Annotated in this window: 25 protein-coding genes; 16 read left to right on the top strand and 9 right to left on the bottom strand. The window is 56.5% G+C overall.

From position 1 onward, the window contains the following. Both FGF66_RS12490 and trmH read right to left on the bottom strand, forming a co-directional pair. On the bottom strand, positions 1–477 hold the full coding sequence (locus tag FGF66_RS12490) for a hypothetical protein (RefSeq protein WP_170181133.1): 477 nt from the start codon (positions 475–477) through the stop codon (positions 1–3). Further along, positions 474–1,139, bottom strand: coding sequence for a tRNA (guanosine(18)-2'-O)-methyltransferase TrmH (trmH, locus tag FGF66_RS01110; protein ID WP_170181132.1), 666 nt, complete (start codon positions 1,137–1,139; stop codon positions 474–476). The genes FGF66_RS12490 and trmH overlap by 4 nt, the downstream gene beginning before the upstream one ends. A gap of 255 nt (positions 1,140–1,394) precedes the next feature. Between trmH and FGF66_RS01105 the strand changes: the two genes are divergently transcribed. Next, positions 1,395–2,468, top strand: a complete 1,074-nt coding sequence (locus FGF66_RS01105; RefSeq protein ID WP_139455850.1) for a metallophosphoesterase — start codon at positions 1,395–1,397, stop codon at positions 2,466–2,468. A 121-nt stretch (positions 2,469–2,589) separates the two neighbouring features. Continuing rightward, positions 2,590–3,651, top strand: coding sequence for a metallophosphoesterase family protein (locus tag FGF66_RS01100; protein ID WP_139455849.1), 1,062 nt, complete (start codon positions 2,590–2,592; stop codon positions 3,649–3,651). 142 nt (positions 3,652–3,793) lie between these two features. Here the strand turns inward: FGF66_RS01100 and FGF66_RS01095 are convergent, their stop codons facing one another. The 6 genes from FGF66_RS01095 to FGF66_RS01070 form a co-directional block, all read right to left on the bottom strand. Beyond that, positions 3,794–4,537, bottom strand: coding sequence for a ParA family protein (locus tag FGF66_RS01095; RefSeq protein ID WP_139455848.1), 744 nt, complete (start codon positions 4,535–4,537; stop codon positions 3,794–3,796). After that, entirely contained in the window at positions 4,534–6,108 is a 1,575-nt protein-coding gene (locus FGF66_RS01090; protein ID WP_139455847.1) for a CHAD domain-containing protein, read from the bottom strand. The genes FGF66_RS01095 and FGF66_RS01090 overlap by 4 nt, the downstream gene beginning before the upstream one ends. Before the next feature lie 20 nt (positions 6,109–6,128). After that, positions 6,129–6,947, bottom strand: a complete 819-nt coding sequence (locus FGF66_RS01085; RefSeq protein WP_170181131.1) for an NEL-type E3 ubiquitin ligase domain-containing protein — start codon at positions 6,945–6,947, stop codon at positions 6,129–6,131. A gap of 229 nt (positions 6,948–7,176) precedes the next feature. After that, positions 7,177–9,360 carry a polyphosphate kinase 1 gene (gene ppk1, locus FGF66_RS01080; RefSeq protein ID WP_139455927.1) on the bottom strand — a complete coding sequence of 728 codons (2,184 nt, stop codon included), beginning with the start codon at positions 9,358–9,360 and terminating at the stop codon, positions 7,177–7,179. 226 nt (positions 9,361–9,586) lie between these two features. Further along, entirely contained in the window at positions 9,587–10,261 is a 675-nt protein-coding gene (locus FGF66_RS01075) for an HAD family hydrolase (protein WP_170181130.1), read from the bottom strand. Positions 10,262–10,267: 6 nt separating this feature from the next. Beyond that, positions 10,268–10,927, bottom strand: a complete 660-nt coding sequence (locus tag FGF66_RS01070) for a class I SAM-dependent methyltransferase (RefSeq protein WP_139455845.1) — start codon at positions 10,925–10,927, stop codon at positions 10,268–10,270. Positions 10,928–11,199: 272 nt separating this feature from the next. On the opposite strand from FGF66_RS01070, the gene FGF66_RS01065 reads away from it, so the two are divergent. Genes FGF66_RS01065 through FGF66_RS01055 form a run of 3 tightly spaced genes read left to right on the top strand, consistent with a single transcriptional unit; the run spans position 11,200 to position 13,057 of the window. After that, on the top strand, positions 11,200–12,006 hold the full coding sequence (locus FGF66_RS01065) for a lysophospholipid acyltransferase family protein (protein ID WP_139455844.1): 807 nt from the start codon (positions 11,200–11,202) through the stop codon (positions 12,004–12,006). Beyond that, on the top strand, positions 11,994–12,662 hold the full coding sequence (locus FGF66_RS01060; protein ID WP_139455843.1) for a GNAT family N-acetyltransferase: 669 nt from the start codon (positions 11,994–11,996) through the stop codon (positions 12,660–12,662). Before FGF66_RS01065 ends, FGF66_RS01060 begins: the two co-directional genes overlap by 13 nt. Beyond that, the gene (locus FGF66_RS01055) at positions 12,659–13,057 is read left to right on the top strand and encodes a type 2 periplasmic-binding domain-containing protein (protein WP_139455842.1); all 399 of its coding nucleotides are present in this window, start codon (positions 12,659–12,661) and stop codon (positions 13,055–13,057) included. Before FGF66_RS01060 ends, FGF66_RS01055 begins: the two co-directional genes overlap by 4 nt. Positions 13,058–13,340: 283 nt before the next feature. Here FGF66_RS01055 and FGF66_RS01050 read toward each other — a convergent pair whose 3' ends face one another. Next, complete coding sequence (locus tag FGF66_RS01050; RefSeq protein WP_139455841.1) at positions 13,341–13,997, bottom strand: Lcl domain-containing protein; 657 nt, start codon at positions 13,995–13,997, stop codon at positions 13,341–13,343. 428 nt (positions 13,998–14,425) lie between these two features. Between FGF66_RS01050 and FGF66_RS12885 the strand changes: the two genes are divergently transcribed. The 11 genes from FGF66_RS12885 to FGF66_RS00995 all read left to right on the top strand — a co-directional run bounded on the left by FGF66_RS12885 (position 14,426) and on the right by FGF66_RS00995 (position 25,531). Continuing rightward, positions 14,426–14,674: a hypothetical protein gene (locus FGF66_RS12885; RefSeq protein WP_246046452.1), complete on the top strand. Its 249-nt coding sequence runs from the start codon at positions 14,426–14,428 to the stop codon at positions 14,672–14,674. A 127-nt stretch (positions 14,675–14,801) separates the two neighbouring features. After that, on the top strand, positions 14,802–16,019 hold the full coding sequence (locus FGF66_RS01040) for a putative porin (protein WP_281279037.1): 1,218 nt from the start codon (positions 14,802–14,804) through the stop codon (positions 16,017–16,019). 207 nt (positions 16,020–16,226) lie between these two features. Then, positions 16,227–17,048: a phosphate ABC transporter substrate-binding protein gene (locus FGF66_RS01035; RefSeq protein ID WP_139455840.1), complete on the top strand. Its 822-nt coding sequence runs from the start codon at positions 16,227–16,229 to the stop codon at positions 17,046–17,048. A gap of 231 nt (positions 17,049–17,279) precedes the next feature. Further along, on the top strand, positions 17,280–18,098 hold the full coding sequence (locus FGF66_RS01030; RefSeq protein WP_139455839.1) for a phosphate ABC transporter substrate-binding protein: 819 nt from the start codon (positions 17,280–17,282) through the stop codon (positions 18,096–18,098). Positions 18,099–18,361: 263 nt separating this feature from the next. Beyond that, the gene (locus FGF66_RS01025; protein ID WP_407923802.1) at positions 18,362–19,543 is read left to right on the top strand and encodes a PstC family ABC transporter permease; all 1,182 of its coding nucleotides are present in this window, start codon (positions 18,362–18,364) and stop codon (positions 19,541–19,543) included. Between the two features lie 28 nt (positions 19,544–19,571). Further along, on the top strand, positions 19,572–20,918 hold the full coding sequence (gene pstA, locus FGF66_RS01020; protein ID WP_139455837.1) for a phosphate ABC transporter permease PstA: 1,347 nt from the start codon (positions 19,572–19,574) through the stop codon (positions 20,916–20,918). 5 nt (positions 20,919–20,923) lie between these two features. Further along, positions 20,924–21,778: a phosphate ABC transporter ATP-binding protein PstB gene (gene pstB / locus FGF66_RS01015; protein WP_139455836.1), complete on the top strand. Its 855-nt coding sequence runs from the start codon at positions 20,924–20,926 to the stop codon at positions 21,776–21,778. Positions 21,779–21,796: 18 nt separating this feature from the next. Beyond that, positions 21,797–22,483: a phosphate signaling complex protein PhoU gene (gene phoU, locus FGF66_RS01010; protein ID WP_139455835.1), complete on the top strand. Its 687-nt coding sequence runs from the start codon at positions 21,797–21,799 to the stop codon at positions 22,481–22,483. 204 nt (positions 22,484–22,687) lie between these two features. Beyond that, entirely contained in the window at positions 22,688–23,782 is a 1,095-nt protein-coding gene (locus FGF66_RS01005; protein WP_139455834.1) for a type I restriction endonuclease, read from the top strand. Between the two features lie 320 nt (positions 23,783–24,102). Then, on the top strand, positions 24,103–24,597 hold the full coding sequence (locus tag FGF66_RS01000; RefSeq protein ID WP_139455833.1) for a DUF3124 domain-containing protein: 495 nt from the start codon (positions 24,103–24,105) through the stop codon (positions 24,595–24,597). 205 nt (positions 24,598–24,802) lie between these two features. Further along, positions 24,803–25,531 carry a PhoU domain-containing protein gene (locus tag FGF66_RS00995; protein WP_139455832.1) on the top strand — a complete coding sequence of 243 codons (729 nt, stop codon included), beginning with the start codon at positions 24,803–24,805 and terminating at the stop codon, positions 25,529–25,531. The last annotated feature ends 132 nt before the right edge of the window (positions 25,532–25,663 follow it).

The following is a 25,663-nucleotide window of genomic DNA, read 5'->3' as shown; positions in this document are numbered from 1 at the left end:
TCATCGTTTGTTGTGGTGGTTCGATGAAACCAGCTTTGCATTTTCTTCATTTGGCCGACAGGGAAAGAGTTTGACGTCCATTGTTCCTTTTGCCGTCCAGGCGGGCAACAGCTTTGCTTTTTCAGCGCCGATCTCCGGAAAAACGGAGAGAGCAGGCAGAAGCGGGCCATTCCAGTGACTTTTTCGACCACGATACCGGATGACGCACACTCGACAAACGGTAAACTCTTTCAAAAAAACAGTTGGTTGCTGACCTGTGTGCCGGGTATGAACAATCGACGCAAGTCGATGAAGAAGGATGCTTGCACTAAAATATGTGTAAAAGCTACCAATATTTTCGCGCCGGGCAAAACGAAAAAAAACGAGATAACTGTCTATTATATATATGGAAAGGGGGGCTGTTGTGTTTGCTTTTATGTGCGATGTATATATATTAGCCGTTTTAAAAAATAGTCCAGCGGGATGCGGCGGTTTCACTCCGTGATTCCGTCGTTCTCGAACGCGCCGTTTTCGTCGAGCTTCGGGTAGGGTTTGCCTCGCTCGCGAAGCACGGCAGCAAGGCGCGGGTAGGTGTACTCGAAGAGCAGGCGCTCGAATTCGGCGTCGCTGAAGTGGCGCGTGTCGTACAATCCGGCGGCCTGGCGCTGGCGTTGCGCTTCGAACAGAATGAGCGCCGCGGCGACCGAGACGTTCAGCGATTCGACCATCCCGGCCATGGGGATGTAGATGAAGTTATCGCCGAGGTCGAGCGCCTCCCGCGAAGGCCCTGTCAGCTCCTCGCCCATGACGATGGCCGTCGGGCGGGTGTAGTCGATCGAGCGGAAATCGACCGCCTCCGGGCAGTGATGCGCCACCAGAATCTGCATTCCCGCCGCGCGGAGTTTTTCGCCGACCGGCGCGATCGATTCGCTGAGGCCGACCTTGAGCCACCGGCTCGCGCCCGCCGCCGTGTTCTGCCTGGTTCTGATCGAGGAGCGGTACGAAATGGCGTGCACCCGGTGAATGCCGACCGCGTCGCAGCTCCGGATGATGGCTGCCAGGTTGTGCGCCTTGTTGACGTTGTCCATGACGAGGGTCAGGTCGGTCTGCCGCTTTTCGAGCAGCTCGCGGATTTTCCGGAATCGTTCGGGTGAGACCAATGGGGCGTGGTTTGGTTGATGGAGCTTCAGGTCAAGAAAGCGTTTTTTCGTTAAATTTTCAATCACTCATCCGTTCGGGCGCTTTCCTCGGCAATGTGTTGTTAATGGCTGGCTTGAAAGTATATTCAGTTTCAAAATCAGAGCCGGGGGCTTTGAGGTCTCGAGGGCGAGAACCTTTGAACGGCGCGCTCTGTTGTATCGGAAAACGGTAAAATCCTTCCGGAAAAATGTGTCTGAAACCATGAGTTTGCATCAGTGAGTCTGCATCAGAAGAAACATCCCCATCTTGAAAAATTGCTTGAAACGTCCAGGCCCGTCAGGCTCGACGGTTCGTCGAAGGTGCTGATCCTGAGCGACTTGCACATGGGCAACGGCGGGCGTCGTGACGAGTTCCGGCGCAACTCGGAGCTGGTGCGCTCAATGCTTCAGGAGCACTACCTGCCGGGTGAGTACAGCCTCGTGCTGAATGGTGACGTCGAAGAGCTGTTCAAGTTTTCGGTAGAGGATATCGTCAGCCGCTGGGGCGAGATGTACGAACTGTTTCTGCAATTCGAAAAGAACGGATTTTTCTGGAAGACCTACGGCAACCACGACTCCGATCTTTTCGAGGAGCGGAACTACCCGCTCTCGAACCATCTGCTCGAATCGATCAGGTTTGAGTACGAAGAGGAGGTGATGCTGCTTTTTCACGGCCATCAGGCCTCGATTCTGCTCTGGGAGACCTATCCGCTGGTCAGCCGGGCGGTCGTGCTGTTCCTGCGCTACGTGGCCAAGCCCATCGGCATCCGCAACTTTTCGACCGCCTACAACAGCCGTCGCCGCTTTGCCATCGAGCGCTCGATCTACGAGTTCTCGAACCAGGCCAAGATCGTTTCGATCATCGGCCACACCCACCGGCCACTGTTCGAGTCGCTCTCGAAGGTCGATCATCTCAACTACCGCATCGAGGAGCTTTGCCGCCAGTACCCCGATGCCGGGCCGGAGGAGCGGTTCGCCATCGAGGAGCAGATCGGCGACCTGAAGGCGATGCTCGACGCCTGCTTCACCGAGGGCAAGAAGATCGGCTTGCGCAGCGGGCGGTATAATAATATTGTCATACCGAGCGTTTTCAACTCGGGCTGCGCCATTGGCAAGCGAGGCGTCACGGCGCTTGAAATCGACGGCGACCGGATACGGCTGGTTTACTGGTTCAAGGAGAAGCAGGGGCGGCGCTTCGTCAGCGACCGCAGCAGCGCTCCGGAACAGCTTGGCAACAGCGGCTTCTACCGCATCGTGCTCAACGAGGATCACCTCGATTACGTCTTTTCGCGAATCCGCCTGCTGGCGTAGGATGGATCGGACGGATCCGACTGATCTGGCGAAAAGAGTTTGCCGGAAGTTTGCAACGTAGCGTTCTGGAAAGGCTTACCTTTGCCGAGGTAAACAGCTCTTTTCACCCGACAGGCGGCGCATGACTCGCTATTCCAATCTCGAACGGTTGCTGCACACCTCGGAAACGATCGGGATTGACCGCGCTTCGCGGGTGGTGGTTGTCAGCGATCTGCATCTCGGCGATGGCGGGCGTAACGACGAGTTCCGGCACAACGGCCAGCTCTTCGAGACCGTGCTGCGCCAGCGCTACCTTGCCGATGGCTTCAGCCTCGTTTTGAACGGCGACGTCGAGGAGCTGTTCAAGTTCGACCTCCAGGCCATCGCCTCCGCCTGGGACGGGCTGTACGATCTCTTGCTCGCGTTCGGGCGGAACGGTTTCTTCCGGAAACTGTACGGCAATCACGATCAGGCGCTTCTCGATCACCACGACTACAGACTCGCCTCCGCGCTCGTCGAGTCGCTCGCGTTGCGTTACGAGGGACAGACTCTTCTGCTTTTTCACGGCCACCAGGCTTCGCCCTACCTCAACGAACCCTCGTCACTGTTCAGCCGCTCGCTCTTCTATCTGCTTCGCTACCTGGCGCGGCCTTTCGGCTTTCGCAACTACTCGGTCTCCTACAGCAGCCGCAAGCGCTTCGCTATCGAGCGTTCGGTGTACGAATTCTCGAACCGCTCGAAGATCATCTCGATCATCGGCCACACGCACCGCCCGCTCTTCGAGTCGATGTCCAAGCTCGACTATCTCAACTATCGCCTCGAAGCGCTGTGCCGCGGCTATGCCCCGGCGGACGCTACGCAACGGCAGGCAATCGAAGCCGAGATCGGCCAGGTGAGGGCGGAACTCGAATCATGCTACCGCAACGGCTTCCGCAAAAGCCTGCGCAGCGGGCGGTACGACGCCATCGCCATTCCGAGCATCTTCAATTCAGGCTGCTGCATTGGCAAGCGTGGCCTCACCGCCATTGAGATCGAGGCAGGCATGATCCGCCTCGTTTACTGGACGCGCGACGGCCATCGAAGCCGCTCGACCGGCGAACGCCTCAACCCGCCCGAGGAGCTTGGCCAGAGCGGCTTTTACCGCATTGTGCTCAACGAGGATCACCTCGATTACGTCTTTTCGCGGATTCATTTGCTGGCGTAAAAAAGAAAGAGTAGGACAGATAGGACAGATAGGATGAATAGGATGAATGTAAAAAGAGGGTGTTTTGGCTAGTATTGCGCTTGGCAATTCAATTCACAATTCACAATTCATAATTCATAATTCATAATTCATAATTCATAATTCATAATTCTATTCTCCCCCTCACCTCTTGCCACAGTTTGCTGTACGCTTGCGCGGCGGGGGTTTTGGGGTGGGTGGCGGTGAGGGGCGCGCGGGTGAGGCCCATCTTCTCGACCTCCGAGCTGTAGGGGATCGATTGGCGGAGCATCGCCGGATTGGCGCTGAACTCCTCGACGATTTCGCGGTGTATCGATTTCCGTTTCTCCTCCATCGAAAAGAATCCAACGATTTTCGAGCTGTCGAGGCCGTTCTCCGCGAAAAACTCCACGAGCTGGTTGAAGGTGCGGATCGAAAGGGTCGTGGGGATGACCGGCACGAGAATCAGGTCGGCGGCGCGGAAGACGCTCTCCGAGAGCAGCGTGAGGTTCGGCGGGCAGTCGAAGAAGAGGTAGCGGTATTCGTCATCCAGTCCTTCGAGGTTTTTCGAGAGCAGCTTTTTCGGTTTCTTCGACTCCGACAGCTCGATGTCGAGGTTCCGGTATGACAAGTCCGAGGGGAGCAGGTCGAGGTGGGCGAAGTCGGTCGCCTTGATGTTCTTGAGGATTTTGCTGTTTCCCTTGAGGAATTTTTCGCTGTTGTACTTGCGCGACGCCGTGATACGGAAGTAGAACGAGCTGGCGCCTTGCGGATCGAGGTCGCAGATGAGCGTTGGCGTCGTGGCGGTCGCGGCGAGGAACGAGAGATTGACGGCGGCGGCTGTTTTGCCCACGCCGCCCTTGATGCTGTACAGGGCGATGGTTTTCATGCTTCGGCAAGTCCGGTCAACAGTTCGTCGAACAGTGCTCCGGTTTCGTCGCTGTCGAATCCGGAGAAGATTTCGTGGAAATGTTCCCTGACCTTTTCCCGTTCGCGGTAGAGCGTCGCCAGCAGGCCGCCGATGGCCGCTGCTTCGCCGATGCCGCCGCGATCCGCCGGAAGTGCTTCGAGACGGCTTTGCAGAAACTCCATCTGCACCGACATGTCCACGAAGCCGCCGAGGTTGTCCTGCAACGCCTTCATCTGCCGGATCGCCTGCGCGGTGGCTTTCGACGGAAAGAGCGAGGCGAAGAATTCGAGCAGGTAGCGGAGCTTTTTGCAGCCGATGCGCAACTCGTGCAGCTCCTGGTCGCTCGTTTCGCTGCCTGCGCGGCGGCCGTGCGCGAGCACCTTTTTCAGCGCTTTGCGGATCGCTCTCGTCGCCACTTCGCCCGTCGATTGCGCGGCGAGTGGTGCGGATTCCGGGTCTGGAAGCGCCCCATCCGCAATGAACTCTTTCAGCGAACTCATAAAGTCGGGATATTCCCCGCCCGTAAGGTAGCGACAGAACTGCCTGTGATGCAAGCGTTTCTCCGCTTCGAGATCGCTGAAAAAGGGATCGAGCGCCTGCTGGAGCGAGGGCGGCAGGAGCCGCGTGTACTCTTCGCGGCGCAAGAGATAGACGTCGCTGTCGCGCAGCTCGTTGGTGCGTTTGCCGAGTTCGCGCAGCCCCGCGAGCGCCCAGGCGGTCTTTTCGGGATCGAACACGCCGTTGAGCAGCCGGAGGATCGAGCGGCTTCTTCGCACGGCCACGCGGAAGTCGTGCAGGAACTCGGAGTCGATATCCTTGCGGATACCCTCTTCGTTCTGCTCCATGATCGAGCTGGTGAATTGCAGGAGTCGCCGGACGTTTTCGTGGATGGGCGCGCGGGCGTCGAGTTGCAGGTGGAGCTTCGAGGAGTAGCCTCTGCCGAACGGCTCGGCGGCCTCTATGATGGCCATGAAGCGCTCCTTGATGCTCGTGATCCGGTAGGCGTCAACCGGTTCGGGCAGCGCCATCAGCATCGGCGACAGCTCCTTGTGGTAGCCCTTGAGCGGCGTGATCGAGTAGTAGCGCGGAAAAACGGTTTCGCTGCTTTTGTCCACCGGATGGATCGATTCGTATTCGAGCGTCGCGACGGTTTTGTTCTCCTCGTTCAGAATCCGCCAGCTCGAAATGAAGCGGTCGATGGCGCAGCGGTTGATGAAGGCCCGGAGCGTGCTGCATTGCGAGAGCTTTTTGCGGGCCTTGCCCTCCGGCAGGTCGGCGGCCAGGAAGCGCGGCGGCGTCTGGGCGAGCGGCGTTTCGGCCTGTACCGCGCCGCTGTCGAGCGCGATGATCGAGAGCACACCCTTTCTGCGCATCACCGCCAGGCCTTTGCGCAGCGCCTCCTCCTCGAAAGTATCGTAAAAAACGAGCCGCTCCCGCCGCGTCGAAATTTTGCCGAGGCTCCATCCCTCGGGCAGGTTCTGGCCGAGCGCCTGAAGCAACGGCGCTTCTCCGTTGATCCGGAAAAAAAGGGTCTCCTGGGTATCGCTCATCGGCTCGCGGTTTTGACCGGTTATGAAGACAAGACTTCGATATGGTTGCCGCCGGTTTGCTGGCAGCAGCAGCGCACCGAGCCGCCATGGACGAGCCGGATGCAGCTCCGGTCTGGCTCCGGCCCAATGGCGTCGCAGGCGAGCGCCGGGTTGCCCGAACAGTCGAGATCGCCAGCCATCCGCTTCGGAAATCGCTTGAGGCTCATGAGGCGGTTGCCGGAGCAGTCGAAGCTGCCCGCCACTTCGATAGGCCCGTGCGCGAGATTTTCCAGCATATTGTCAGCGCAACAGAAGTCTCCGTTGACGAACTCCGGCGAGCCGTCGAGCGACACGAGCAGGTTCGCCGAGCAGTCGAAACCGGCGCGGACTTCGTCCGGCGCTCCCTGCAACGAGCGCAGGCGGTTCGACGAGCAGTTGAACGATCCCGTTTCGAGCGGCGAGCCGTAGAGCGAAACGAGCTGATTGCCGGAGCAGTCGAAATGTCCCTTCACCTTTTTCGGCGAGCCGAGGAGCGAAATCAGTTGGTTGCCTGAGCAATTGAAGTCGCCCTTCACCTTTTTCGGCCCGCCCTTGAGGCAGGAGAGGCGGTTCGAGGAGCAGTTGAAGTCACCCTCGATTTTCTCCGGCCCACCTTCGAGCGAGGTGAGTTCGTTGCCGGAGCAGTCGAAGCTGCCGGTGATTCGCGACGCTCCTTCGAGCGAGGTCAGATTGTTACCGGAGCAGTTGAACGACCCTTCGACAATCTCCGGGCACCCTTCGAGCGAGGTCAGCCCCATGTTCGAGCAGTCGATATCGCCGGTGCCATCGAGCGTGCCCATGATTTCTCTGAATGTGCGCATCATTGCGAAACCTTGATGATTCGATGCCGGTCGTGGCCGGGATGCTGGCGGAATCGATGATCGCCTTGCGTTCTTATACAACCAGAACTTTCCCGCTTCCGTGCGGCAATCGATGATTGAAACGATTTTTTTCAGTGTTTACGATGTGCAAGTTAGCTGGTCGTGACAGGATATATCGTTTCGTTGCAAAGAGTTGACAGAATCGTTACCGCTTTGTTGCCGTTCCGGGTCAGTTCATGGCGAGTCGGCCCTTGATGCCGGTCGTCTTCTTTTTCTGCGTACGCCGTTTCATAAAACGCTCCTGGCTGTTGACCTGCGGTGCGTCGTTGCGCAGCAGCGTGCAGTTGCCATCCGGCTCGATCTTCCACGCCTTGAGGTTGTCGGCGAGCTGGAGTTCGAGGTCGTTTTTGACCCGCTCGACGAGCGTCGGATCGAGGATCGGAAAGAGCGTTTCGACGCGGTCGTCGAGGTTGCGCGGCATGAGGTCGGCGCTGCCGAGGTACAGCTCCGGCTTGCCTCCGTTCGAGAACCAGTAGGCGCGGCTGTGTTCGAGGTAGCGCCCGATGATACTGATGACCCGGATATTTTCGCTCACGCCCGGAATGCCCGGCTTGAGGCAACAGATGCCGCGCACGACGAGGTCGATTTCGACCCCCGCCCGCGACGCCCGGTAGAGTGCCTGGATGGTGGCAGGATCGACCAGCGAGTTCATTTTCATCATGATTTTCCCGCCGCCTTTTTCGGCCCACCCGATTTCGCGCTCGATCATCTCGATGATCCGCTTTCTCGTGTTGATCGGCGAGACCAGGAGATGGCGGTAATCGGTATATCTGAAATAGCCGGTCAGCGCGTTGAACAGCTCCGAGACCTCGCATGAGAGCCGGTCGTCGTCGGTGAAAAAGCTGTAGTCGGTGTAGAGCTTGCCGGTTGACGGGTTGTAGTTGCCCGTGCCGAGGTGCAGGTAGCGCTTGAGGCCCTGCGCTTCGCGGCGCACCACGAGCGTCAGCTTGGCGTGGGTTTTGAGGCCGGGCAGGCCGTAGATGACGTGCGCGCCGACTTCTTCGAGCGCCCGCGCCCACACGATGTTGTTCTCCTCGTCGAACCGCGCCTTCAGCTCCACCAGCACGGCCACCTGCTTGCCGAGTTCGGCGGCCTTCATCAGCGATTTGACGATGGGGGAGTTGCCGCCGACCCGGTAGAGGGTCTGCTTGATGGAGAGCACGTCGGGATCGCTCGCCGCCCGGTCGATGAAATCGACTACCGGCTGGAACGAGTCGTACGGGTGATAAAAGAGCAGGTCGCCCGAATCGATGGCCCGGAAAATATCGGCGTTTCGCGGCTCCTCGAAGGGATTGTGCGCAATGAACGGCTCGTCCTTGAGCGATGGCCGGTCGATTTTGAGCAGCTCCATCAGGCAGCCGAGGCCGAGCGCACCGTCGATTTCATAGACGTTCCGCTCCTCGATTTCGAGGTTCTTTATCAGCAACTGCCGCACGAACTCCGGCATTTCCGGGCTGATGTCGAGCCGCACGACGTCGCCGTACCGCCGCGACCGCACCCCCTTTTCGATGGTTTGCAACAGGTCGCCCGCCTCGTCCTCCTCGATTTCGATGTCGGCGTCGCGGATGATGCGGAACTGGTGCGACTGCACGATCTTCATCGTCGGAAAGAGCAGGCCGAGGTTGTGCTGGATCAGCTCCTCGATCCAGAGAAACCGCATACACGCGGGGTCGCTGCACAGCCCCTCGATGTCGTTGAGTTTCAACAGGCGCGGCAGCACACTCGGCACCTTGACGCGGGCGAACTTCAGGTTGCCGTGCTCGATGTCGTCGAGTTCTATGGCCAGGTTCAGCGACAGGTTCGACATGAAAGGGAACGGATGGCCGGTATCGAACGCCAGCGGCGTGAGCACGGGATAGATCTCCTTGCGGAACCAGGCGTTCAGCGCCTCCTGATCTTTTTCCCGCAGGTCGGCGAATCGCGCGATGGTGATGCCCTCCGCGGCGAGCGCGGGCAGGATGTCGCCGTAGAGGCAGGCGTCGCGCAGCCTGAGCTGTTCGAGCACCTCCGCTCTGATGCGTTCGAGCTGTTCGGATGGCGTGAAGCCGTCGATGGTTTTTTTGCGGATTCCGGCCTCGACCTGCTTTTCGATGCCCGCCACGCGGATCATGAAAAACTCGTCGAGGTTGGAGCTGAAGATCGCGATGAACTTGGCGCGTTCGATGAGCGGATGCTCACCGGGCCGGATCGCCTCGTCGAGTACGCGGCGGTTGAAGCAGAGCCAGCTCAACTCCCGGTTGATGTAGAGCGACGGGTCGCACAAGTCTGGCTTTTCGGCGTGAGCGTTGCCGTTGAGTTTCCGGGTTTCCGGGAGCAAAGCCGCCGGAATATTTTCAGAGTCGGGAGGATTCATGACGCGCGAAATGGTGCTGGAGGTCGATGGTTCAACGGATTTCAAGGCGGCAATGCAGTCCGGTGATGAGGGCGATCCGGTTCCGGGTTATTGGCCGGGCGATCGAATCGCGCAAGTAGCCGCATACAGAACGGCTTTTCTGTTTTGTACGGGGAAAAGTAGCAAATAGTTTCCGCCGGAAAGGTTACGAACGTGTTAACTCTCGATTTTTCCGGCGGTTATGAGGTCAGGCGGTGAGGAACGGGATGATCTCCTCTGGCGTTGAGACCAGCTTTGCTGCGCCGGTGGCGAGGAGTTCTTCGCCGGGGCGGTAGCCCCAGGTGACGCCGAGGGGGTACATGCCGGCGGCGTTGGCGGTTTTCATGTCCACGCCGCTGTCGCCGACGTAGAGAATCGAGGCGGGCTGGACGCCGAGTTCTTCGGCCACCATCAATGCGCCGGTCGGGTCGGGCTTGGGCGCGATGCCTTCGCGGAAGCCCATGATGACGTCGAATTTCCACGGCTCGAGCAGCGCTTCGGCGCACTGGCGGGTGAAGCGGTCGGGCTTGTTGGAGAGAATCGCCTTTTTCAGCCCCAGCCGGTCGATGGCGTCGAGCAGCTCCGCGATGCCGTCGTAGGGGCGCGAGCTGTCGTTCCAGTGTTCGGCGTATCGCGCCTGCATCTTTTTGAGCAGCGGCTCTGTGATGGCCTCGTCGTGGGCGCTTTCGGGCAGCGCTTTGCGAACAAGCTCCCTCATGCCGAAGCCGACCATCACCCGGCAGGCCTCGACCGTGTGGGTTGGGTAGCCCTCCTCTTCGAGCACCGAGTTGAGGCTGTGGGAAATATCGTGAAGCGTGTCGAGGAGTGTGCCATCCATGTCGAACACCACGGCGGAGAATTTCGGGGTAACTGACTGATTCATAATTCGTTAAGCCTTGGGTTTGAGCGCGGTGACCAGAAAGACCGGGTAGCTTTTCAGATTGCCCTCGCGGTTTTTCTTTTCGATGACGTGCGCGGTCATGAAGGAGACCCCCGCAAATCCCGCCGATTCGAGGAGCGTTTGCAGCGCCGCGCGGTCGAAGCCGTGATGCACCTTTTCGGTGGCGTCGTCGTGGAAGAGGCCATCCTCGGCGTCCAGATCAGCAATCGCCAGCGTACCGCCGGGCGAGATGTGGCCGATGAGCTCGCACAGGAAGCTCGCGGTGTCGGGAATGTGGTGCAGCGTCATGCTGCTGCACACGAAGTCGTAGTCGCGCTCAAGACCGGCAGCCTCTTCGGGGCGGCTGAAATCGAGATGCAGCGGCGTGACGTTGGCGATGGAGCTGGCGGCGATCTTTTCGGCGAGCATCCGCAGCATTTCGCGCGAGCTGTCCACGGCGGTCAGCCGCGCGCAATGCGGCGCGATGCGCGTGGTTACGAGGCCCGTGCCGCAGCCGAACTCCAGCGCGTTGGCGGGCTTGGCGACCGGCATGTGCGCGATGATCGCGCGGGCGACCGCGTCGGCGAGCGCCGCGCGGACGGCGTTGGCGTCCCATTCGGCGGCTTTGCTGTCGAAGCGTTCGGTATCGGTCCAGTTCTTTTCACTCATCGTTTTTCATCGGTTTGACGGTTCATCGCAAAGCGCCAGCCGCTTCCGGCTGCGCTCAATATACGCTTCACCGGCAAAGAGTGAAAGCCACAAACGCGGGCATTCCCGCCGTCGCCCATTCGGCCCGGCAGAAGTTGCCAAATCGTTGCCCGCCCTCAATGAGCGCCCAACAATCGGCGGTTAATTTTGAGCGTTGGCAGAAGAGTCTGCCTCTTCAAATCCTGTAGGACTTATAGGTCTTATAGGTCGTATAAGTCCTATAAGATTTTCTTATGAACCGGTTTGTCGAGCTTTTTTGCAGGCCGTTGCCGCATCTCACGGGTGGCAAAGCCTTGCTGCTGAGGCTGCTGATGGCGCCGAACCTGTTGCTTGCCGAGGTCGAGGGGACCGGGCGGCTCGTGCGCAACGCCTCGTCGCCCTGCATTTATGCGTTCAACCACAACAATGTCTTCGAGTCGCTCTTCGTGCCGGTGCTGCTGATCTGGCTGCTTGGCGGGGAGCGCGTCAGTTTCGTGATCGACTGGATGTTCGGTCGCCTGCCGCTCGTCGGCTGGCTGATGAAGCAGATCGATCCCATCTACGTCTGGCACAAGCGCTCGACCTGGGCGTTCCTCGAACGCCGCCGCGTGAAGGCGGCCTCCTCCTCCAGCCGCGACGAGTGCGTCCGGCGGCTCCGCGCGGGCGCGAGCATCGGCATTTTTCCCGAAGGGACGCGCAACGGCGATCCCTTCCGACTCCTGAAGGCTAGGCCGGGCATCGGCTCTATCGCGCTCGAATCGGGCGTACCGGTCATTCCCGTGGGCATCGAGTTCATCGCCGCCCGCAGGCGTGGCCGCATGCCGCTCGTCGGCAAAATCGCGCTGCGCTTCGGCGAGCCGATGCGCTTCGAGCGCCACCGCGCTTCCGTGGCCGCGTCGGGCGGCGACCGCGCTCTCAGGCGGCGCGTCGCCGGAGAGATCGCCGACGAGGTGATGCTTGCCATATCGTCGCTCTGCGGCAAGAGTTATCCGTACACCGAATCTGAACCGGAACCGATTCTGACTCTCAAACCATCAATGGAGGCGCTATGTCCGTCATAACCGTAACGAAAGTGCTCTCGCCCCGCGACCGGCTCGAAGCGCTTGGGGTGATCGAGGAGGTGTTTGTCCGGGAGAAGCAGTGGATGAAGGAGGCCGCCGAGCAGATTCCGGAGTGTTTGGCCGGGAACCTTGAGTATTCATGGTTCCTGGCCAGAGTGGGCGACCGTCCCGCAGGCGTGATGCGTTTGCATTACGATCCGCCGCTGGAGTTGCCGGAGGCGTGCCAGGTGAAGTTCGCGCCGGGCATCGACCTCGAAACGCTCCGGGCTGCCGGGCAGTACGTGGAGATCGGTCGCTTCATGATCCGTCCGCAGTTCCGGCGGCAGCACCGCGTCGCCCTGCGCCTCATGCGCGCGGCCAGCGCCGAGGTGGTCGAGCGGGGCTACACACACTTCATCACCGACGTCTTCGAGGGCGAGGAGCACTCGCCGCTGAACTTTCACACGCGGGTACTCGGCTTCGAGGTGATCGGCAGCCACCTGTTCGGCGAACTCAATTGCAGCTCGACCCGCATCATTTTGACGCTCGACATCATCAAGCTCTACAACCGCGTCAAGGACAGCCGCAGCCGCCTGTATCAGGAGCTGGTCGAGGGTTTGCGCGGCAAGATCGAGGGCGGATACGGCAAGCGGCGCGGCCTGAGTCCGCAGGCGTGAGGTCGCGTCCGTGGCGTGGCGATGTGATTGGCCGCGACTCCGCTTCCGGTAACGACGCGAAAAACCTCATCGACAAAACCTGCGACTTTGCCGATATGTCGGTACCGATGAAGCACGGCGAGCACTTTGCCGCCAAAGCCTATCGCGTGAATCATGTTCAGAATGTCATCGCTCTCGATGGTATTGCCTTCGTCGTTCATCCGCATTCCAGCAACCACATCAAGGCGCTGAACAGAGACAGGATTCGTGAATATTACATAAGCGAGAGAGCCAGCCCGAATGCTCCGGTTGTCATGATCCAGCGTGAATCGAACAGTGGCGTTCAGAAAACCATCGATGGGTTGGTTATGAAAGTGAACGTGCGCTCGCGAGTTGGCTGCGGCGAAACGAAGTGAAGCGCAACGTCATGAGGGCGACCGGGTGCGGTATGGTGGTGAGGAGCGAAGCTGAGAGCCGATGGACAGGGAGGCGGATAAATGGCGATGTCGAGCAGGCTAACGATTGAAAAGGTTTGGGCAAACGAACTGATCTCAGCGGTTGGATCGGGGGAAATAATAGCTTGGTTGCCGGATGGATCGGTCGTGGAGCGGTCATAAATTTTTGACCACTCCATGACCTCGATGTATCGAAGCTTTCACGAAGCAGAGCTTCGGGGAATACATCCCTTAGAAATTCAACTTAAAAAACTCGCACTGGCCGAACACGTTTAAAGTAACTCTTGTTGCTGTCACGTCGGATACCATTGACGAAAATATGGTACCAGGCCATGCTTGGATTAATCTCGGACGAACTCCAGTAGGTGTAATCAGCATAACCGCCGACAAGAGCTTTGCTTTCATATAGCTGTTTCAGCTCGTCGATGCTTGGCAGGAACCAGTCATCAAAGCCGCCACCTCGATATTCACGTGCAATTGCCGCAGCGCTGTTTGGATATTTTGTCGCTGGATACATCGAGAGTATTTTATCTGTATTGGCTGCCCCATCACCGATTGCCGTGCCTGTCGATGAAATTTCCTTGTACGCATAATCGGTGTTGTTCGTATTCTCGAACTGGCTGGTACTCCAGACATAAACTCCCGTATATGAATCGCCATCCCATGCATCTTTATACGTAGTATTGATATCAGCCTCAGCAGCAATCAGGCCGTGTTGTTCGCCTTTAACGTAACCAGAATCACCGGGCTGAAAAATATAGGCAACTTTACCTCCCCCATAAGTGTCGCCGATCTTGTATGTAATCGCAAATGATCTCGCTGTGATCGAGACGATACTCAAGCCAGCAAGCAGCAAAGCTACCCACACTCGAGTCATGTTTTTTTTAGTAACAGGTTTCATAGTGATGGCCTTTTCGGTGAAAGTTATCGAAGAGCCTGAGCGTTTCAGGTGATAATTATATGATTCTGATATGCTTATATTTAACGTATATAAAGCCGCAATTAGTTTCAATCCATATGAAGCGGGCCTCGCCCGGTTGACAAAATGTGGTTCGGTTTTCGTTGGTAACTGGTTGCTTGTGAAGCGTTATGGTTGTGCCCCTTTTTTCATCAAGCGCTATTTTTTATCCGGTCTTCGGCTCATACAGGTCAACGATGCAGGCCTTGCCCGCTTTTTCCGAATGTTATACTTCCTCCGGTATGCTGTATGCCAGGAACTGATTCGATCGTTTACAGTTAACGCTTGCCAAATAGTCCTCCCGTTCCTTGCCGCCCATGCTGATATGAAGGGCCGGATACTTCCGGAGCGCTTCGTTCATCGTCTCCTCGATGCCGTCAACACAAAAGCTGCTCTCCATTGAGTTAAACGTCCTCCATGGCATCGCCTCCACCCTGTGCGGCAAGAGCTATCCGTACAGTGAATGTGAAACCGAACCGGTTCAGACGCTTGACATCATCAAGCTCTACAACGGCATCAAGGACAGCCGGAGCTGGTTGTATCAGGAGCTGGTCGAGGGGTTGCGCGGCAAGATCGAAGCCCGGTACGCCAAGCGGCGCGGACTCGCTCCGCAGGTGTGAGAGAGCCTTTGTATAGTGACGATGTGATTGCGCTGTCTATAAGGCATGTTTATTCACAATCTCTTCACAGTGTCTCAATGATTCCTCAATAATTGCGGGCGTAGATTCATTGTCGAAAAGGAGGGCCATGCGCTACTCTGTGTTCAATCAGTTTCAGAAGCATAAAACAGCACAGCACAACACAAAAGACCTTACCATGAAAAAAACACTTTTCTTTGTAGCTCTCGCCACCGCCCTGGGTTTCAACAACGCCCAAGCCGTCGACTGGAACTGGAAAGGCGATATCCGCTACCGCTACGAGTCCGGTCTGAAAGACGATAACGTCAATACGACTGACGACCACAGCCGCGATCGCCACCGTATGCGCGTCCGTTTCGGCGTCTATCCCTGGATCAACGAAGAGCTGTCAGCAGGCTTGCAGCTTTCTACTGGTGGAACCGAACCGACTTCGCGTAACGAAACCTTCGATGACCTGTTTGCTGCCGATGATGTTTACCTGAACGAAGCATTCATCGATTACCATCCGATGTTCCTCAATGGAAATGTCAACCTGCTTCTCGGAAAGCGTGATATAGCCAAGACTCTCATTGTCGAGAAAGATCTTGTGTGGGATGGCGATCTTACCTTCGAAGGTATTACGCTTCAGTATGGCAAAGATAGCGATGGCAATGAGAAAGATGGTCTGAGCGCTGTTGCCGGTTATTATGTCATTGACGAGAACAGCTCGGTGACGACTCTTGAAAAGGATGCCTATATCGTTGCCGCAGAAGCTTCCTACAAAGGCACGGTAAGCGATCTCGGCTACAGGCTCGGTGCTGGTTATTATGATTTCGTGAATCTCGATGGTTATTCTGCAAGCACCACCTCCGTTACCAAACCCACGGCAGCGCAGTTTACTCCTTATGACTTTAACATCGTCGAGTTCTTCGGCAATGTTGGTGGGGATATTACCGAGACTGTCCCGTGGAAACTTTATGCGCAGTACGCTTTCAATACGGCAAAACAGTCGGATTATCCTGCGATTCTCGACGAGGATGAACGTAACGCCTTCCTTGTTGGCCTGAAGATTGGTAAAGCGAAAAATCCCGGACAGCTCGAAGGTTCCGCCGAGTATGTCAGCATCGGTAAATATGCAGTGGCTCCGATTACCGACTCCGACCGCAACGGCGGCAGCTTCACCAACCTTGAAGGTTTCAAGATTGGCGCGGTCTATCATCTCGTGCAGAACATGACAATCGGCGCTACCTACTATAATTTCGACTACAAGAACAAAGACCTCGTCTCGGTGGCCGATAGCGACGACCGTCAGCACCTGCTTCAGGCCGATGTGGTCGTGAAGTTCTGATGATTCCGTGACCATGCTCTTTTCTCATGTGTGCTGTTCTTTTTCCGTTGGGTGAGTGTGTGGTGCTCATCCGGATTGCTGCGAAGGCCGCCCGGTTTTGGCCGGGCGACCTTTTTCCGGAGTCCGACGGCAGTGTCAATCGTTAATCATTCAGTTTTTACGTTCTTTTTTATCCATCAATTCAATTACAAACAAGGAAGAATAACTATGAAGATGTTCCGGAAAATCATGTTTGGCGCGGCTGTCATGAGTCTCATGGCTGCGGGTGACGCATCCGCCGCGGGCAACAAGCTCGTGCTCGATGGCTCGACCACCGTTGGTCCGATCGCCAAAGCCTTTGCCTCTTACTTCAAGAAGACTACCGGCGTCGATGTTACCGTCAGTGAGTCCGGCTCTGGCAACGGCGCCAAGAGCCTCATCAACAAAACCTGCGATATCGCCAACATGTCGCGCTCGATGAAGGAAAACGAAATCGCTGCGGCAAAATCGAAAGGCGTCAATCCGGTCGAGCACGTCATCGCTCTCGACGGTCTCGCTGTGATCGTTCACCCCGGCAACAGGGTCAACAATCTGTCGAGAAAGCAGATTCGCGATATTTACTCCGGCAGGGTGACCAACTGGAGCGCGGTCGGCGGCCCGAACGCTCCGATCGTCGTGATCCAGCGCGAGTCGAACAGCGGCACCCAGGATAGCTTCAAGGAGCTGGTGATGGGCAAGGAGCTGCCGATCTCCAGGCGCGCCGAGACGCAGGCCAGCAACGGCGCTGTCAAGAGCCGCGTCGCTTCGACCCCGACCGCCATTGGCTTCATTGGTCACGGCTTCGTGGATGGTTCGGTCAAGGCGCTCGATGTCGATGGCGTGGAGGCGACGGTTCAGACGGTCAAGTCCGGCAAGTACCCGATTTCCCGTCCGCTTTTCATGTACACCAACGGCCAGCCGACGGGCACTGTCAAGCAGTTCATCGATCTGCCAAAGAGCGTCGATGGCAAGAAGATCATTAGCGAGGTCGGTTTTGTGAACAAGTATTGATCTGCAAGGCTGACAAAGGTCGCCCCGATCAACGCATTTCAGAAAGGCTGTTCCGGTTACGCTGCCGGAACAGCCTTTTTCTTTTTAGTCCTTAATCGAGGCTGGTTTGAGCGCCGAGCTTTTCCTGCTTTTTTGTCGGTCTGTCGGAGCTATCTGTGCCGTTTGTAAACCGGAGCGTCATTCATTAATTTCCGGCACATGAAGTCATTTCAAACAGACAAGGAGTAACGAATGAGAAAGCTTGGCGCAGTTTTGACATCGATGGCGATCATGGCCATGACCGTGGTCGGCAATGCCGGGGCGGCAACCAAAGGAATCGTGATCGACGGCTCGACCACCGTTGGCCCGATCGCCAAATCGTTTGCCGCGTATTTTATGAAAAAATACAAGGTTCCGGTAACGGTGAGCGAATCGGGATCGGGTAACGGAGCCAAGAGCCTCATCAACGGGAGCTGCGATATCGCCGATATGTCGCGCTCGATGAAGCCGCAGGAAATCGCCGCCGCCAGGGCGAGACGGATCAACCCCGTCGCCAATGTCGTGGCGCTTGACGGCCTGGCCATGATCGTCCATCCCTCCAACCCTGTTCGTAACCTCACGGCGGCCCAGATTGGCGACATTTTTTCGGGACGAGTCAATAATTGGAGGCAGGTTGGCGGCCCCAACTTTCCGATCGTGGTGATCCAGCGCGAGTCGAACAGCGGTACGCAGGAGACCTTCAAGGATTTGGTCATGAAAGGCCGCCAGGTGGTTCGCAACGCCGAAACCCAGGCCAGCAACGGCGCGGTGAAGAACAGGGTTTCGCAGACGCGCGGCGCTATTGGTTTCGTTGGCTTCGGTTATCTCGACGCTTCGGTCAAGAAGGTCGCCGTCAACGGGGTCTTTCCTTCCGCCGCAACGGTCAAAAACAAGAGCTACAAGCTTGCCCGCGAACTTTACATGTACACCAATGGCCGCCCCGCCGGCATGGTCGGCAAGTTCGTCGATCTGCCGAAAACTCCGGATGGAAAGCGCATCATCAGGGAGCTGGGGTACATTTCCAGATACTGATTCATCCACCGTCCGACCGTCGTGAGCACGGCGCGGAATCTTGCAGCCGCCGTTTTTGTTGATGGCTGCAAGATTCCGGACGGTGACGGTCGTGCGAGCGCAAGTGATCCTCATTTGTTTCCAGAGTTGTAACACACAGGTATTTTTTTCTTCACGGGAAGCCTGTTACATTTGGGGCGTCTTGAGAGAACAACCTCCAATTGCGGCTTACAGGCCAGCTTGCGGAATGTGTTCAGGAGTACCAAACCATACAGGTCGACAGGATGCAAAACAGCAGCGGTATGAGTGATGACGGAGCATCGAAGCAGGGCAGGTCATCCGTTTTCATCGTCAGTGCGCGAAAACGCAAGCTTCAGAAAATCTCGCAGAAAAGCGGGGAGGCAACTCTTTTTCTGATCGCTTCGTTTGTCGCCATTGTCGTTCTCTTCATCTTCTGGTTCGTCGCTCGCGACGCCGTTCCCTTCTTTCGTCTCCAGGGTTTTCAGGAGTTTTTCACCAGCAGCGGGTGGTATCCGGCGGACGATCCGCCCCGGTTCGGCGCTCTGGCCATCATTTACGGCAGCCTCATGGTGACGGTCGGCTCTGCCCTGATCGCCGTGCCGATGGGCATCATCGCCTCGATCTGCCTCTCCGATGTTCTCCCGTTCACCGTGCGGCAGTACGTCAAACCGGTGATCGAGATGCTCGCCGCCATTCCGTCGGTCGCCTACGGCTTTTTCGCCCTCGTCGTCTTCGCGCCGCTCTTGCAGAACTCCGGCGGCCCGATTCTGATGTGGGCCTGGTGGATCATCGCCGCGCCTTTTCTTTTGCTTCTGGTCATTGTGGTTTCCGATCTTCTGACCGCTCCGCTTGCCAAAGAGTCGATGAAGAAAACAGCGCATATCGGTGTCGGCATGCTTTTCGGTGCGGTCGCCCTCGTGCTTCTCTACTTCGTCGGCAATCAGTTGCACGGCCTTGAGATCATGAGCGGCACCAACGCCCTGAACGTCTCGATCATCCTGAGCTTCATGGCGCTGCCGACCATCGTCAGCGTCTCCGAAGACGCGCTCCAGGCGGTTGGGCGGGAACTTCGCGAGGGGAGCTACGCGCTTGGAGCGACCAGGGCCGAAACCATCGTCAAGACGGTGCTTCCGGCGGCCAGCAGCGGCATTCTCGCCGCGGTCATCCTCGGCATCATGCGCGCCCTTGGCGAGACGATGGTGGTCTGGATGGCATCGGGCAACTCGTCGCACATTCCCGACCCGTTCTTCAATTACCTCGATTCGGTGCGCACCCTCACGGCAACGATTGCCGGTGACATGGGCGAAGCCGATCAGGTGACCGGCTCGGCCCGCTTCCATGTGCTTTTCGCGATGGGCCTGATTCTCCTGGTCGTCAGCTTCGTGAGCAACCTCATCAGCGAGCGGATTGTCGTCCGCCAGCGCAAGATTCTCTCCGGCCAGTGACGCCAATTCAATTCAACGTTGTGAACTTATGAATCTCGGCACTCGAAAGCTTCTCGACCGCTCATTTACCGCCCTTGGTATCGGTTCGATCGTGATCATGGGCCTGGCGCTGCTGGTCGTGCTTTTTCCCATTGTCACCAAAGGCGTGGGCGCGGTTGTCTTCAAAGGCACGATCGAGCACCGGAAACTGCTTTTCACGGAGTTTCATCACGGCGCGGCCCGTGAACTCGAAAAAGAGGTGGCGCTCTCGAGCAACTACCGCCAGAAGGCGTTCGACATGCTCGCCAGCTTCGACAAGGAACTCGAACAGATGCCGCCGGAGCGTCAGGATCAGTATCGCGACAGCTACGAGCAGGTGAAGGCCGCGCTCCGCGCCCTGCTTGGCCCGCTGCCCGGCGAGGAACAGCCTGAACTCGCCCGCTTCCGTTTCGGCCAGACCCGATGGGACAAGGCCGAGGAAAAGCTGCACAATCTGCTCTACGAACAGAAGTGGGACTACTCCAACCCCGACGTGATCGCCAAGCCCTACGATGTGAGCCGCGCGGCCAGTTTTGCCGGAACTTCGCTGGTGAGGCTTTTTCCTTATGTCGAGGAGAATATCGATAAAATGATGCTGCCCGAATGGACCTTCTATTGGGGTTTCATCACCGACAACTCGCTTGACGCGCACTTTTTCGGTGGTATCTGGCCTGAAATCCAGGGCACCATCTTTCTTGCCATCGGCGCGATGGTCTTCGCCTTTCCGCTTGGCGTGATCGCGGCGGTCTATTTCACCGAGTACGCCCGCGACGGTTTTCTGACCAGCATGTTGCGCAGCGCCAACAGTACGCTGGCCGGTGTGCCGAGCATCGTGTTCGGCCTGTTCGGCCTGGCCTTTTTCATCAACACGCTGCACGTGTCGGAGTCGAAAAGTGTGCTGGCCGGTTCGCTGACCTTGGCCATCATGATTCTGCCGACCATCATCCGCGCCTCGGAGGAGGCGATTCTGTCCGTGCCGAAAACCTACAAGGAGGCGTCGCTTGGCCTCGGTTCGACCAAGTGGAACACGATTGTCACGGTGATTCTTCCGGCGGCCATGCCGGGCATCCTCACCGGCGGCGTCATCAGTCTCGGCAGGGCGGCGGGCGAAACCGCGCCGATCATCTTCACGGCGGCGGTCAGCGTCGGCGCGGCCATCGGCCTCGGTGACGTGCTTTCGTCGCCCACGCCGGCACTCTCCTGGAATATCTACAACCTCGCAAGCGAGCATGAAGCCGCCGCCGAAATTCGCCATGTCCAGTACGGAATGGTGCTGGCGCTGGTGACGGTCGTGCTTCTGCTCAACCTGTCCGCCATCATTCTCAGGGCGCGCATATCCAAAAAACTTAAAGGGTAAGACCCATGCCAATGTCCCTTGAAGCAACAGAGATAAAAAAGAACAGCCAGTCTGCCGCACTCGACATCTACCTGCCGCCGGAACGCAAGAAGATTTCGGGCGGGGGCGTGCCGCACGTCGTGGCGAAGAACTTTTCGATCTACTACGGCGAGTTCGAAGCGGTCAAGAAGGTCAATGCCGATATTCTCTCGAAATACGTCACGGCTATCATCGGCCCCAGCGGCTGCGGCAAGAGCACCTTCCTCCGGGCGATCAACCGGATGAACGACCTCATTCCGAACTGCCACACCACCGGCGCGCTCATGTTTGACGGCGAGGATGTTTATGGTAAATTCATCGACGAAGTGCTCCTTCGCAAGAAGATCGGCATGGTGTTCCAGAAGCCGAATCCTTTCCCGAAATCGATTTACGACAATATCGCCTACGGGCCGCGCCTGCATGGCGTGAAGGACAAAAAGACGCTGGACGGCCTCGTCGAAAAGAGCCTCCGCAAGGCCGCGCTCTGGGACGAGGTGAGCGACCGGCTCGACAAGAACGCGCTCGGCCTGTCGGGCGGCCAGCAACAGCGCCTGTGCGTGGCCCGCACACTGGCCGTGGAGCCGGAGATTCTGCTGCTCGACGAGCCAACCTCGGCGCTCGACCCGAAAGCCACGGCCAAGATCGAGGATCTCATCCAGGAGCTTCGCGGCAGCTACACCATCATGATCGTGACGCACAACATGCAGCAGGCGTCGAGGGTGTCGGACTCCACCATGTTTTTCTACGAGGGTGTGCTCGTCGAACACGCGCCGACCGCGCAGCTCTTCACCAGGCCAAAGGATCAGATGACTGAGGATTACATTACCGGAAGATTCAGCTAACGAAACACTATCAGCGCCATGTCGGAAAGACCCGTGCACGAGTATATCAAGGAACTTTCGGAAGCCCTCGTTCAGCTTTCCGAGAAGGTGTTGCAAAATTTTAACGAAGCCCTGTATGCGGTAACGCACAAAGATATTCAGACTGCCCGGAAGATCAGGATCGTCGATGACGAGATCGACCAGGCCGAGGTGCGTCTCGAAGAGCAGTGCCTTGAATTTCTTGCCCTGCATCAGCCGGTTGCCCGCGATTTGCGCTCGATGGTGACAATCATCAAGATCAACGACGACCTCGAACGCATTGGTGACCTGGCCGTGCACATCATCGAGCGCATGCCTGAACTCGGCGAGGAGGTCATGGAGCGTTACGAGTTCGAAAAGATGGGAATTCTGTCGGCCACCATGGTACGGCAAGCGATCGAAGCCTTCATCAACAGAGACCGGCCGCTTGCCGACAAAGTCTGCGCGATGGACGAGGAGGTCGATACCATGCATCGTTCCGTCTTCAAAAAGGTTGCCGATGCCATGAAGTCCTGCAACACCGACACCGAGCAGTTGCTTGCCGTGTTGAGTGTTTCGCGCTACATCGAGCGCATGGCCGACCATGCCACCCGGATTGCCCTCGAGGTGATCTACCTCGTCACCGGCGAAATAGTCCGCCACAGCGACGACACCTTCGAAAAACTGATCCAGTCGCTCAAGGACTGAGGGGTTTTACATAAGCCGCAGAAGCGGCTGAAACGAGATGAATCCCGCCATCGGAATGTGTGCTCCGGTGGCGGGATTTTTTTGTTGTGGGGGGTGGACTCTTGTCAAATCTCAGGATTATTTCGTACAATTAAACTTGTGTTGGCCAAAGCCATACTGCTTTTTTGAACCCCCTATCCATTCGGATAATCATCGGAGTGTTTTATGAGTTTTAATGAAAAAATCCTTGCACTCTCTCAGCGTATTCCTAAAATCAAGGAGCATTTGCAGACAGAGGAAGCGACAAAAAACGCTCTGGTCATGCCATTCATTGACGCGCTTGGGTATGATATTTTCAATCCAAAAGAGGTTGTGCCTGAGTTTACAGCAGACTTTGGATCGAAGAAGGGCGAAAAAGTTGATTATGCTATTATGAAAGATGATGAGCCATGTATTTTAATTGAATGCAAAAAAGCTTGTGCTGATCTGAGTACGGAAAACATGAGTCAGCTTTATCGATATTTCTCGGTGACGAAGGCAAGAATATCTATTCTTACCAATGGTACAAAATATTGGTTTTTTTCGGATCTTGACGAGCCTAACAAGATGGATGAGAAGCCATTTTTAGAAATCGATCTTGAGCGCCAAAAAGATTTGACAAATGCCGAGATTAAAAAAATGGCGAAGGAAGGTTTTGATCTTGATCGTATGCTTAGTACGGCCTCTGAGCTGAAGTACACCTCAGAAATAAAGAAGGTGATAACAGCAGAAGTTGAAAATCCGAGCGAAGAGCTTGTTCGGTTTTTTTTCAAAAGAACATCACCAAAAGGCTTGTTTACTGTGGCGATGAAAGAATATTTCACTCCGTTGGTTTCAAAGGCATTTCGAGTGTTTATAAATGATAAAATAGATGATCGATTAAGGTCTGCTTTAGAGCATTCGGTCAATTCAAATATTAAAAACGATGGCGAGGATACTGTTGTCCAAGTGATCCCGGAAAATGACCATGGTATTATAACTACAGAAGAAGAGCTTGATGGCTATAGAGTCATTGTTGCCATCTGTTCACGGAAGGTGAATCCTGAAAGAGTTGCCCATCGGGATACTAAGTCTTATATGGGAATACTTCTTGATGACAACAACAGAAAACCAATATGTCGCTTATGGTTCAATACAAAGCAAAAATACCTTGGGGTTTTTGATGCGCAAAAGAATGAAGAGCGAATACCGCTTGATAAGGTTACTGATTTATACTTGAATGCAGACAGAATTCTTGCGACGATCGATTACTATGAAAAGCACGAAGCAGGAGCAGAATAAATGATAAGCCCTGAGAAATCGGGGCTTTCCATTTAGCATCCAGTTTATTGCCGTGCTTACCCGATTTTTCTCTCCGCTAATCCCGCCTGATGCGGGTGGTGAATTTGATCATCCGCATTTAATTTGTCAATCAGATTTTTTAAGGAGCTTGCTGTTTGAAGCTCGTCGAGTCGCGCGGAGTTGATCGCTTCGATTGTTTCTGCATTCACCAAATCCCCTGATTTCCACCCATCCAATTTGCGCACTCTCCGCCGGAAATGCTACCTTGAACTCACAGCCTGCGCTGAATGAGCCACATCGTCACCTTAGCCGCAACCGCCATGAAACTTGTCCTCAGATTCCCGCTCTTCACATCCGCTCTTGCCGCCTTTGCGCTTCTCGTCGCGCCGTTGATGGCAGCCGTTGCCGAGCCGTTGCCCTTCTCGACGGGGCAGACGGTCTATGTGCCGTCGTACTCGCACATCTTTGTCGGCAACCGGCTGAAAACCTTTGACCTGACCACCTCTCTGGCGATCCGGAACTCCGATCCCGAGGTGCCGATCACCGTCACGCGGGTTGACTATTACGACGCTTCGGGGCGCTTTATCCGCGCCATGCTGAAAACACCTCTCGTCGTCCGCCCCGTCTCAACGCTCGTCTATGTGATCGACGAGTCCGACAAAACCGGCGGCGTCGGGGCGAGTTTTCTCGTTGCATGGAGGTCGTCCAAAAAGGCCGCGCCGCCCGTCGTCGAAAGCGTGATGATCGGCACGGGAATGCAGCAGGGCATCTCCTTCACCTCGCGCGGGCAGGTGGTGCGCCAAGCGCAGCCGTAATGGTGTTTGGCTCGCGGGATGAGGGCATTTTTCAGCCGGATCGAGTGCGTATTTCGAATTGGTTTCCATCTTGCTTTTTTTAAGCCTCCGGCTTGTCTTAACCCTTCCGGTAAGTTAAATTGGGGCCTGTTTGAACCGTCTCCGTATATACAATCAATGGAAGGGGACGAAAATCTCATCAATTTCTGCAACGAGCATCACCACCATGGCACTGTTTGGCAAGAAATCCTCCGATTCTTCAAAATCTGTCGCTGTTCCAAAAGCGTTCACCATCCAGATAGACCCCTCGAAATTCAATCTTGCCACAAAACCGGCGGGGCCGGTGCATGAGCAGCTCGAAACGCTCAAGCAGAAGCTCACCAAGCTCTCCTCGAACGTCGAGAACAACCTGATGCTGGTCGTCCGCGCTTCGACCAAGAAGGACAAGGCGCTGGCCGCTTCGGCATTCGAGTTCGACGAGCGCTACATTCAGAAAGGCAAGTTCGAGGTCGAGTACATGACCCTTGCCTACCTGAACTTCCAGCAGCTTGGCGAGGCCGATCAGAAAATCGTGGCCAATGCGGGCATGATTCTCAAGGAGCTTGAGAAGATCGCGCAGTTCTGCCTCAACATTGCCGACAAGACCGAATACATCCAGCTCGCCAATGTCAAGGAGCTGCACAAGGACGAGTATGGCCTGAAGCCGATGGGCGACATCACCGCCGAGATGATCAAGAAGGCGGTCGAGGCGTTCGTCAGCGGCAACTCGAAACACGCCAGCGAAACGCTCGACATGATGAAGGAGATCGAAGATTTGTACCAGGCGGCAGTCAAGAAGCTCAAGGCCGAGGTCAACGACTCGAACATCACCAACTTCACCGGTATTCTCTCCGTCGTCGAGCACGTGCACGCCACCGCCGAACTCTCCTGCGTGATCGCCCGGCACTTCTGCTGAACTCAAGGCATTGAAAATTTTCAGAAGGCGGGCGAGTCCCGCCTTCTTTTTTTTCCTCCAAACTTCCTATCATTGCAGTAAGAGTGCGTCGCGGCAAGCGTCCACAACGTCCATTTTTTCCATCTTTTTTCC

Origin of the sequence: Chlorobaculum thiosulfatiphilum (genome assembly GCF_006265165.1) — a bacterium.
In the GTDB taxonomy this organism is placed as follows: domain Bacteria; phylum Bacteroidota; class Chlorobiia; order Chlorobiales; family Chlorobiaceae; genus Chlorobaculum; species Chlorobaculum thiosulfatiphilum.
This window is presented reverse-complemented; position numbering and strand designations above follow the sequence as displayed.

Bases quoted from the DNA above. Each gene is read 5' to 3' on its own strand.
- FGF66_RS01100 (WP_139455849.1), top strand. From the start codon at position 2,590: ATGACTCGCTATTCCAATCTCGAACGGTTGCTGCACACCTCGGAAACG.
- FGF66_RS01095 (WP_139455848.1), bottom strand. From the start codon at position 4,537: ATGAAAACCATCGCCCTGTACAGCATCAAGGGCGGCGTGGGCAAAACA.
- FGF66_RS01090 (WP_139455847.1), bottom strand. From the start codon at position 6,108: ATGAGCGATACCCAGGAGACCCTTTTTTTCCGGATCAACGGAGAAGCG.
- FGF66_RS01085 (WP_170181131.1), bottom strand. From the start codon at position 6,947: ATGCGCACATTCAGAGAAATCATGGGCACGCTCGATGGCACCGGCGAT.
- ppk1 (WP_139455927.1), bottom strand. From the start codon at position 9,360: ATGAATCCTCCCGACTCTGAAAATATTCCGGCGGCTTTGCTCCCGGAA.
- FGF66_RS01075 (WP_170181130.1), bottom strand. From the start codon at position 10,261: ATGAATCAGTCAGTTACCCCGAAATTCTCCGCCGTGGTGTTCGACATG.
- FGF66_RS01070 (WP_139455845.1), bottom strand. From the start codon at position 10,927: ATGAGTGAAAAGAACTGGACCGATACCGAACGCTTCGACAGCAAAGCC.
- FGF66_RS01065 (WP_139455844.1), top strand. From the start codon at position 11,200: ATGAACCGGTTTGTCGAGCTTTTTTGCAGGCCGTTGCCGCATCTCACG.
- FGF66_RS01060 (WP_139455843.1), top strand. From the start codon at position 11,994: ATGTCCGTCATAACCGTAACGAAAGTGCTCTCGCCCCGCGACCGGCTC.
- FGF66_RS01050 (WP_139455841.1), bottom strand. From the start codon at position 13,997: ATGAAACCTGTTACTAAAAAAAACATGACTCGAGTGTGGGTAGCTTTG.
- FGF66_RS12885 (WP_246046452.1), top strand. From the start codon at position 14,426: ATGCCGTCAACACAAAAGCTGCTCTCCATTGAGTTAAACGTCCTCCAT.
- FGF66_RS01040 (WP_281279037.1), top strand. From the start codon at position 14,802: ATGCGCTACTCTGTGTTCAATCAGTTTCAGAAGCATAAAACAGCACAG.
- FGF66_RS01035 (WP_139455840.1), top strand. From the start codon at position 16,227: ATGAAGATGTTCCGGAAAATCATGTTTGGCGCGGCTGTCATGAGTCTC.
- FGF66_RS01030 (WP_139455839.1), top strand. From the start codon at position 17,280: ATGAGAAAGCTTGGCGCAGTTTTGACATCGATGGCGATCATGGCCATG.
- FGF66_RS01025 (WP_407923802.1), top strand. From the start codon at position 18,362: ATGCAAAACAGCAGCGGTATGAGTGATGACGGAGCATCGAAGCAGGGC.
- pstA (WP_139455837.1), top strand. From the start codon at position 19,572: ATGAATCTCGGCACTCGAAAGCTTCTCGACCGCTCATTTACCGCCCTT.
- pstB (WP_139455836.1), top strand. From the start codon at position 20,924: ATGCCAATGTCCCTTGAAGCAACAGAGATAAAAAAGAACAGCCAGTCT.
- phoU (WP_139455835.1), top strand. From the start codon at position 21,797: ATGTCGGAAAGACCCGTGCACGAGTATATCAAGGAACTTTCGGAAGCC.
- FGF66_RS01005 (WP_139455834.1), top strand. From the start codon at position 22,688: ATGAGTTTTAATGAAAAAATCCTTGCACTCTCTCAGCGTATTCCTAAA.
- FGF66_RS01000 (WP_139455833.1), top strand. From the start codon at position 24,103: ATGAAACTTGTCCTCAGATTCCCGCTCTTCACATCCGCTCTTGCCGCC.
- FGF66_RS00995 (WP_139455832.1), top strand. From the start codon at position 24,803: ATGGCACTGTTTGGCAAGAAATCCTCCGATTCTTCAAAATCTGTCGCT.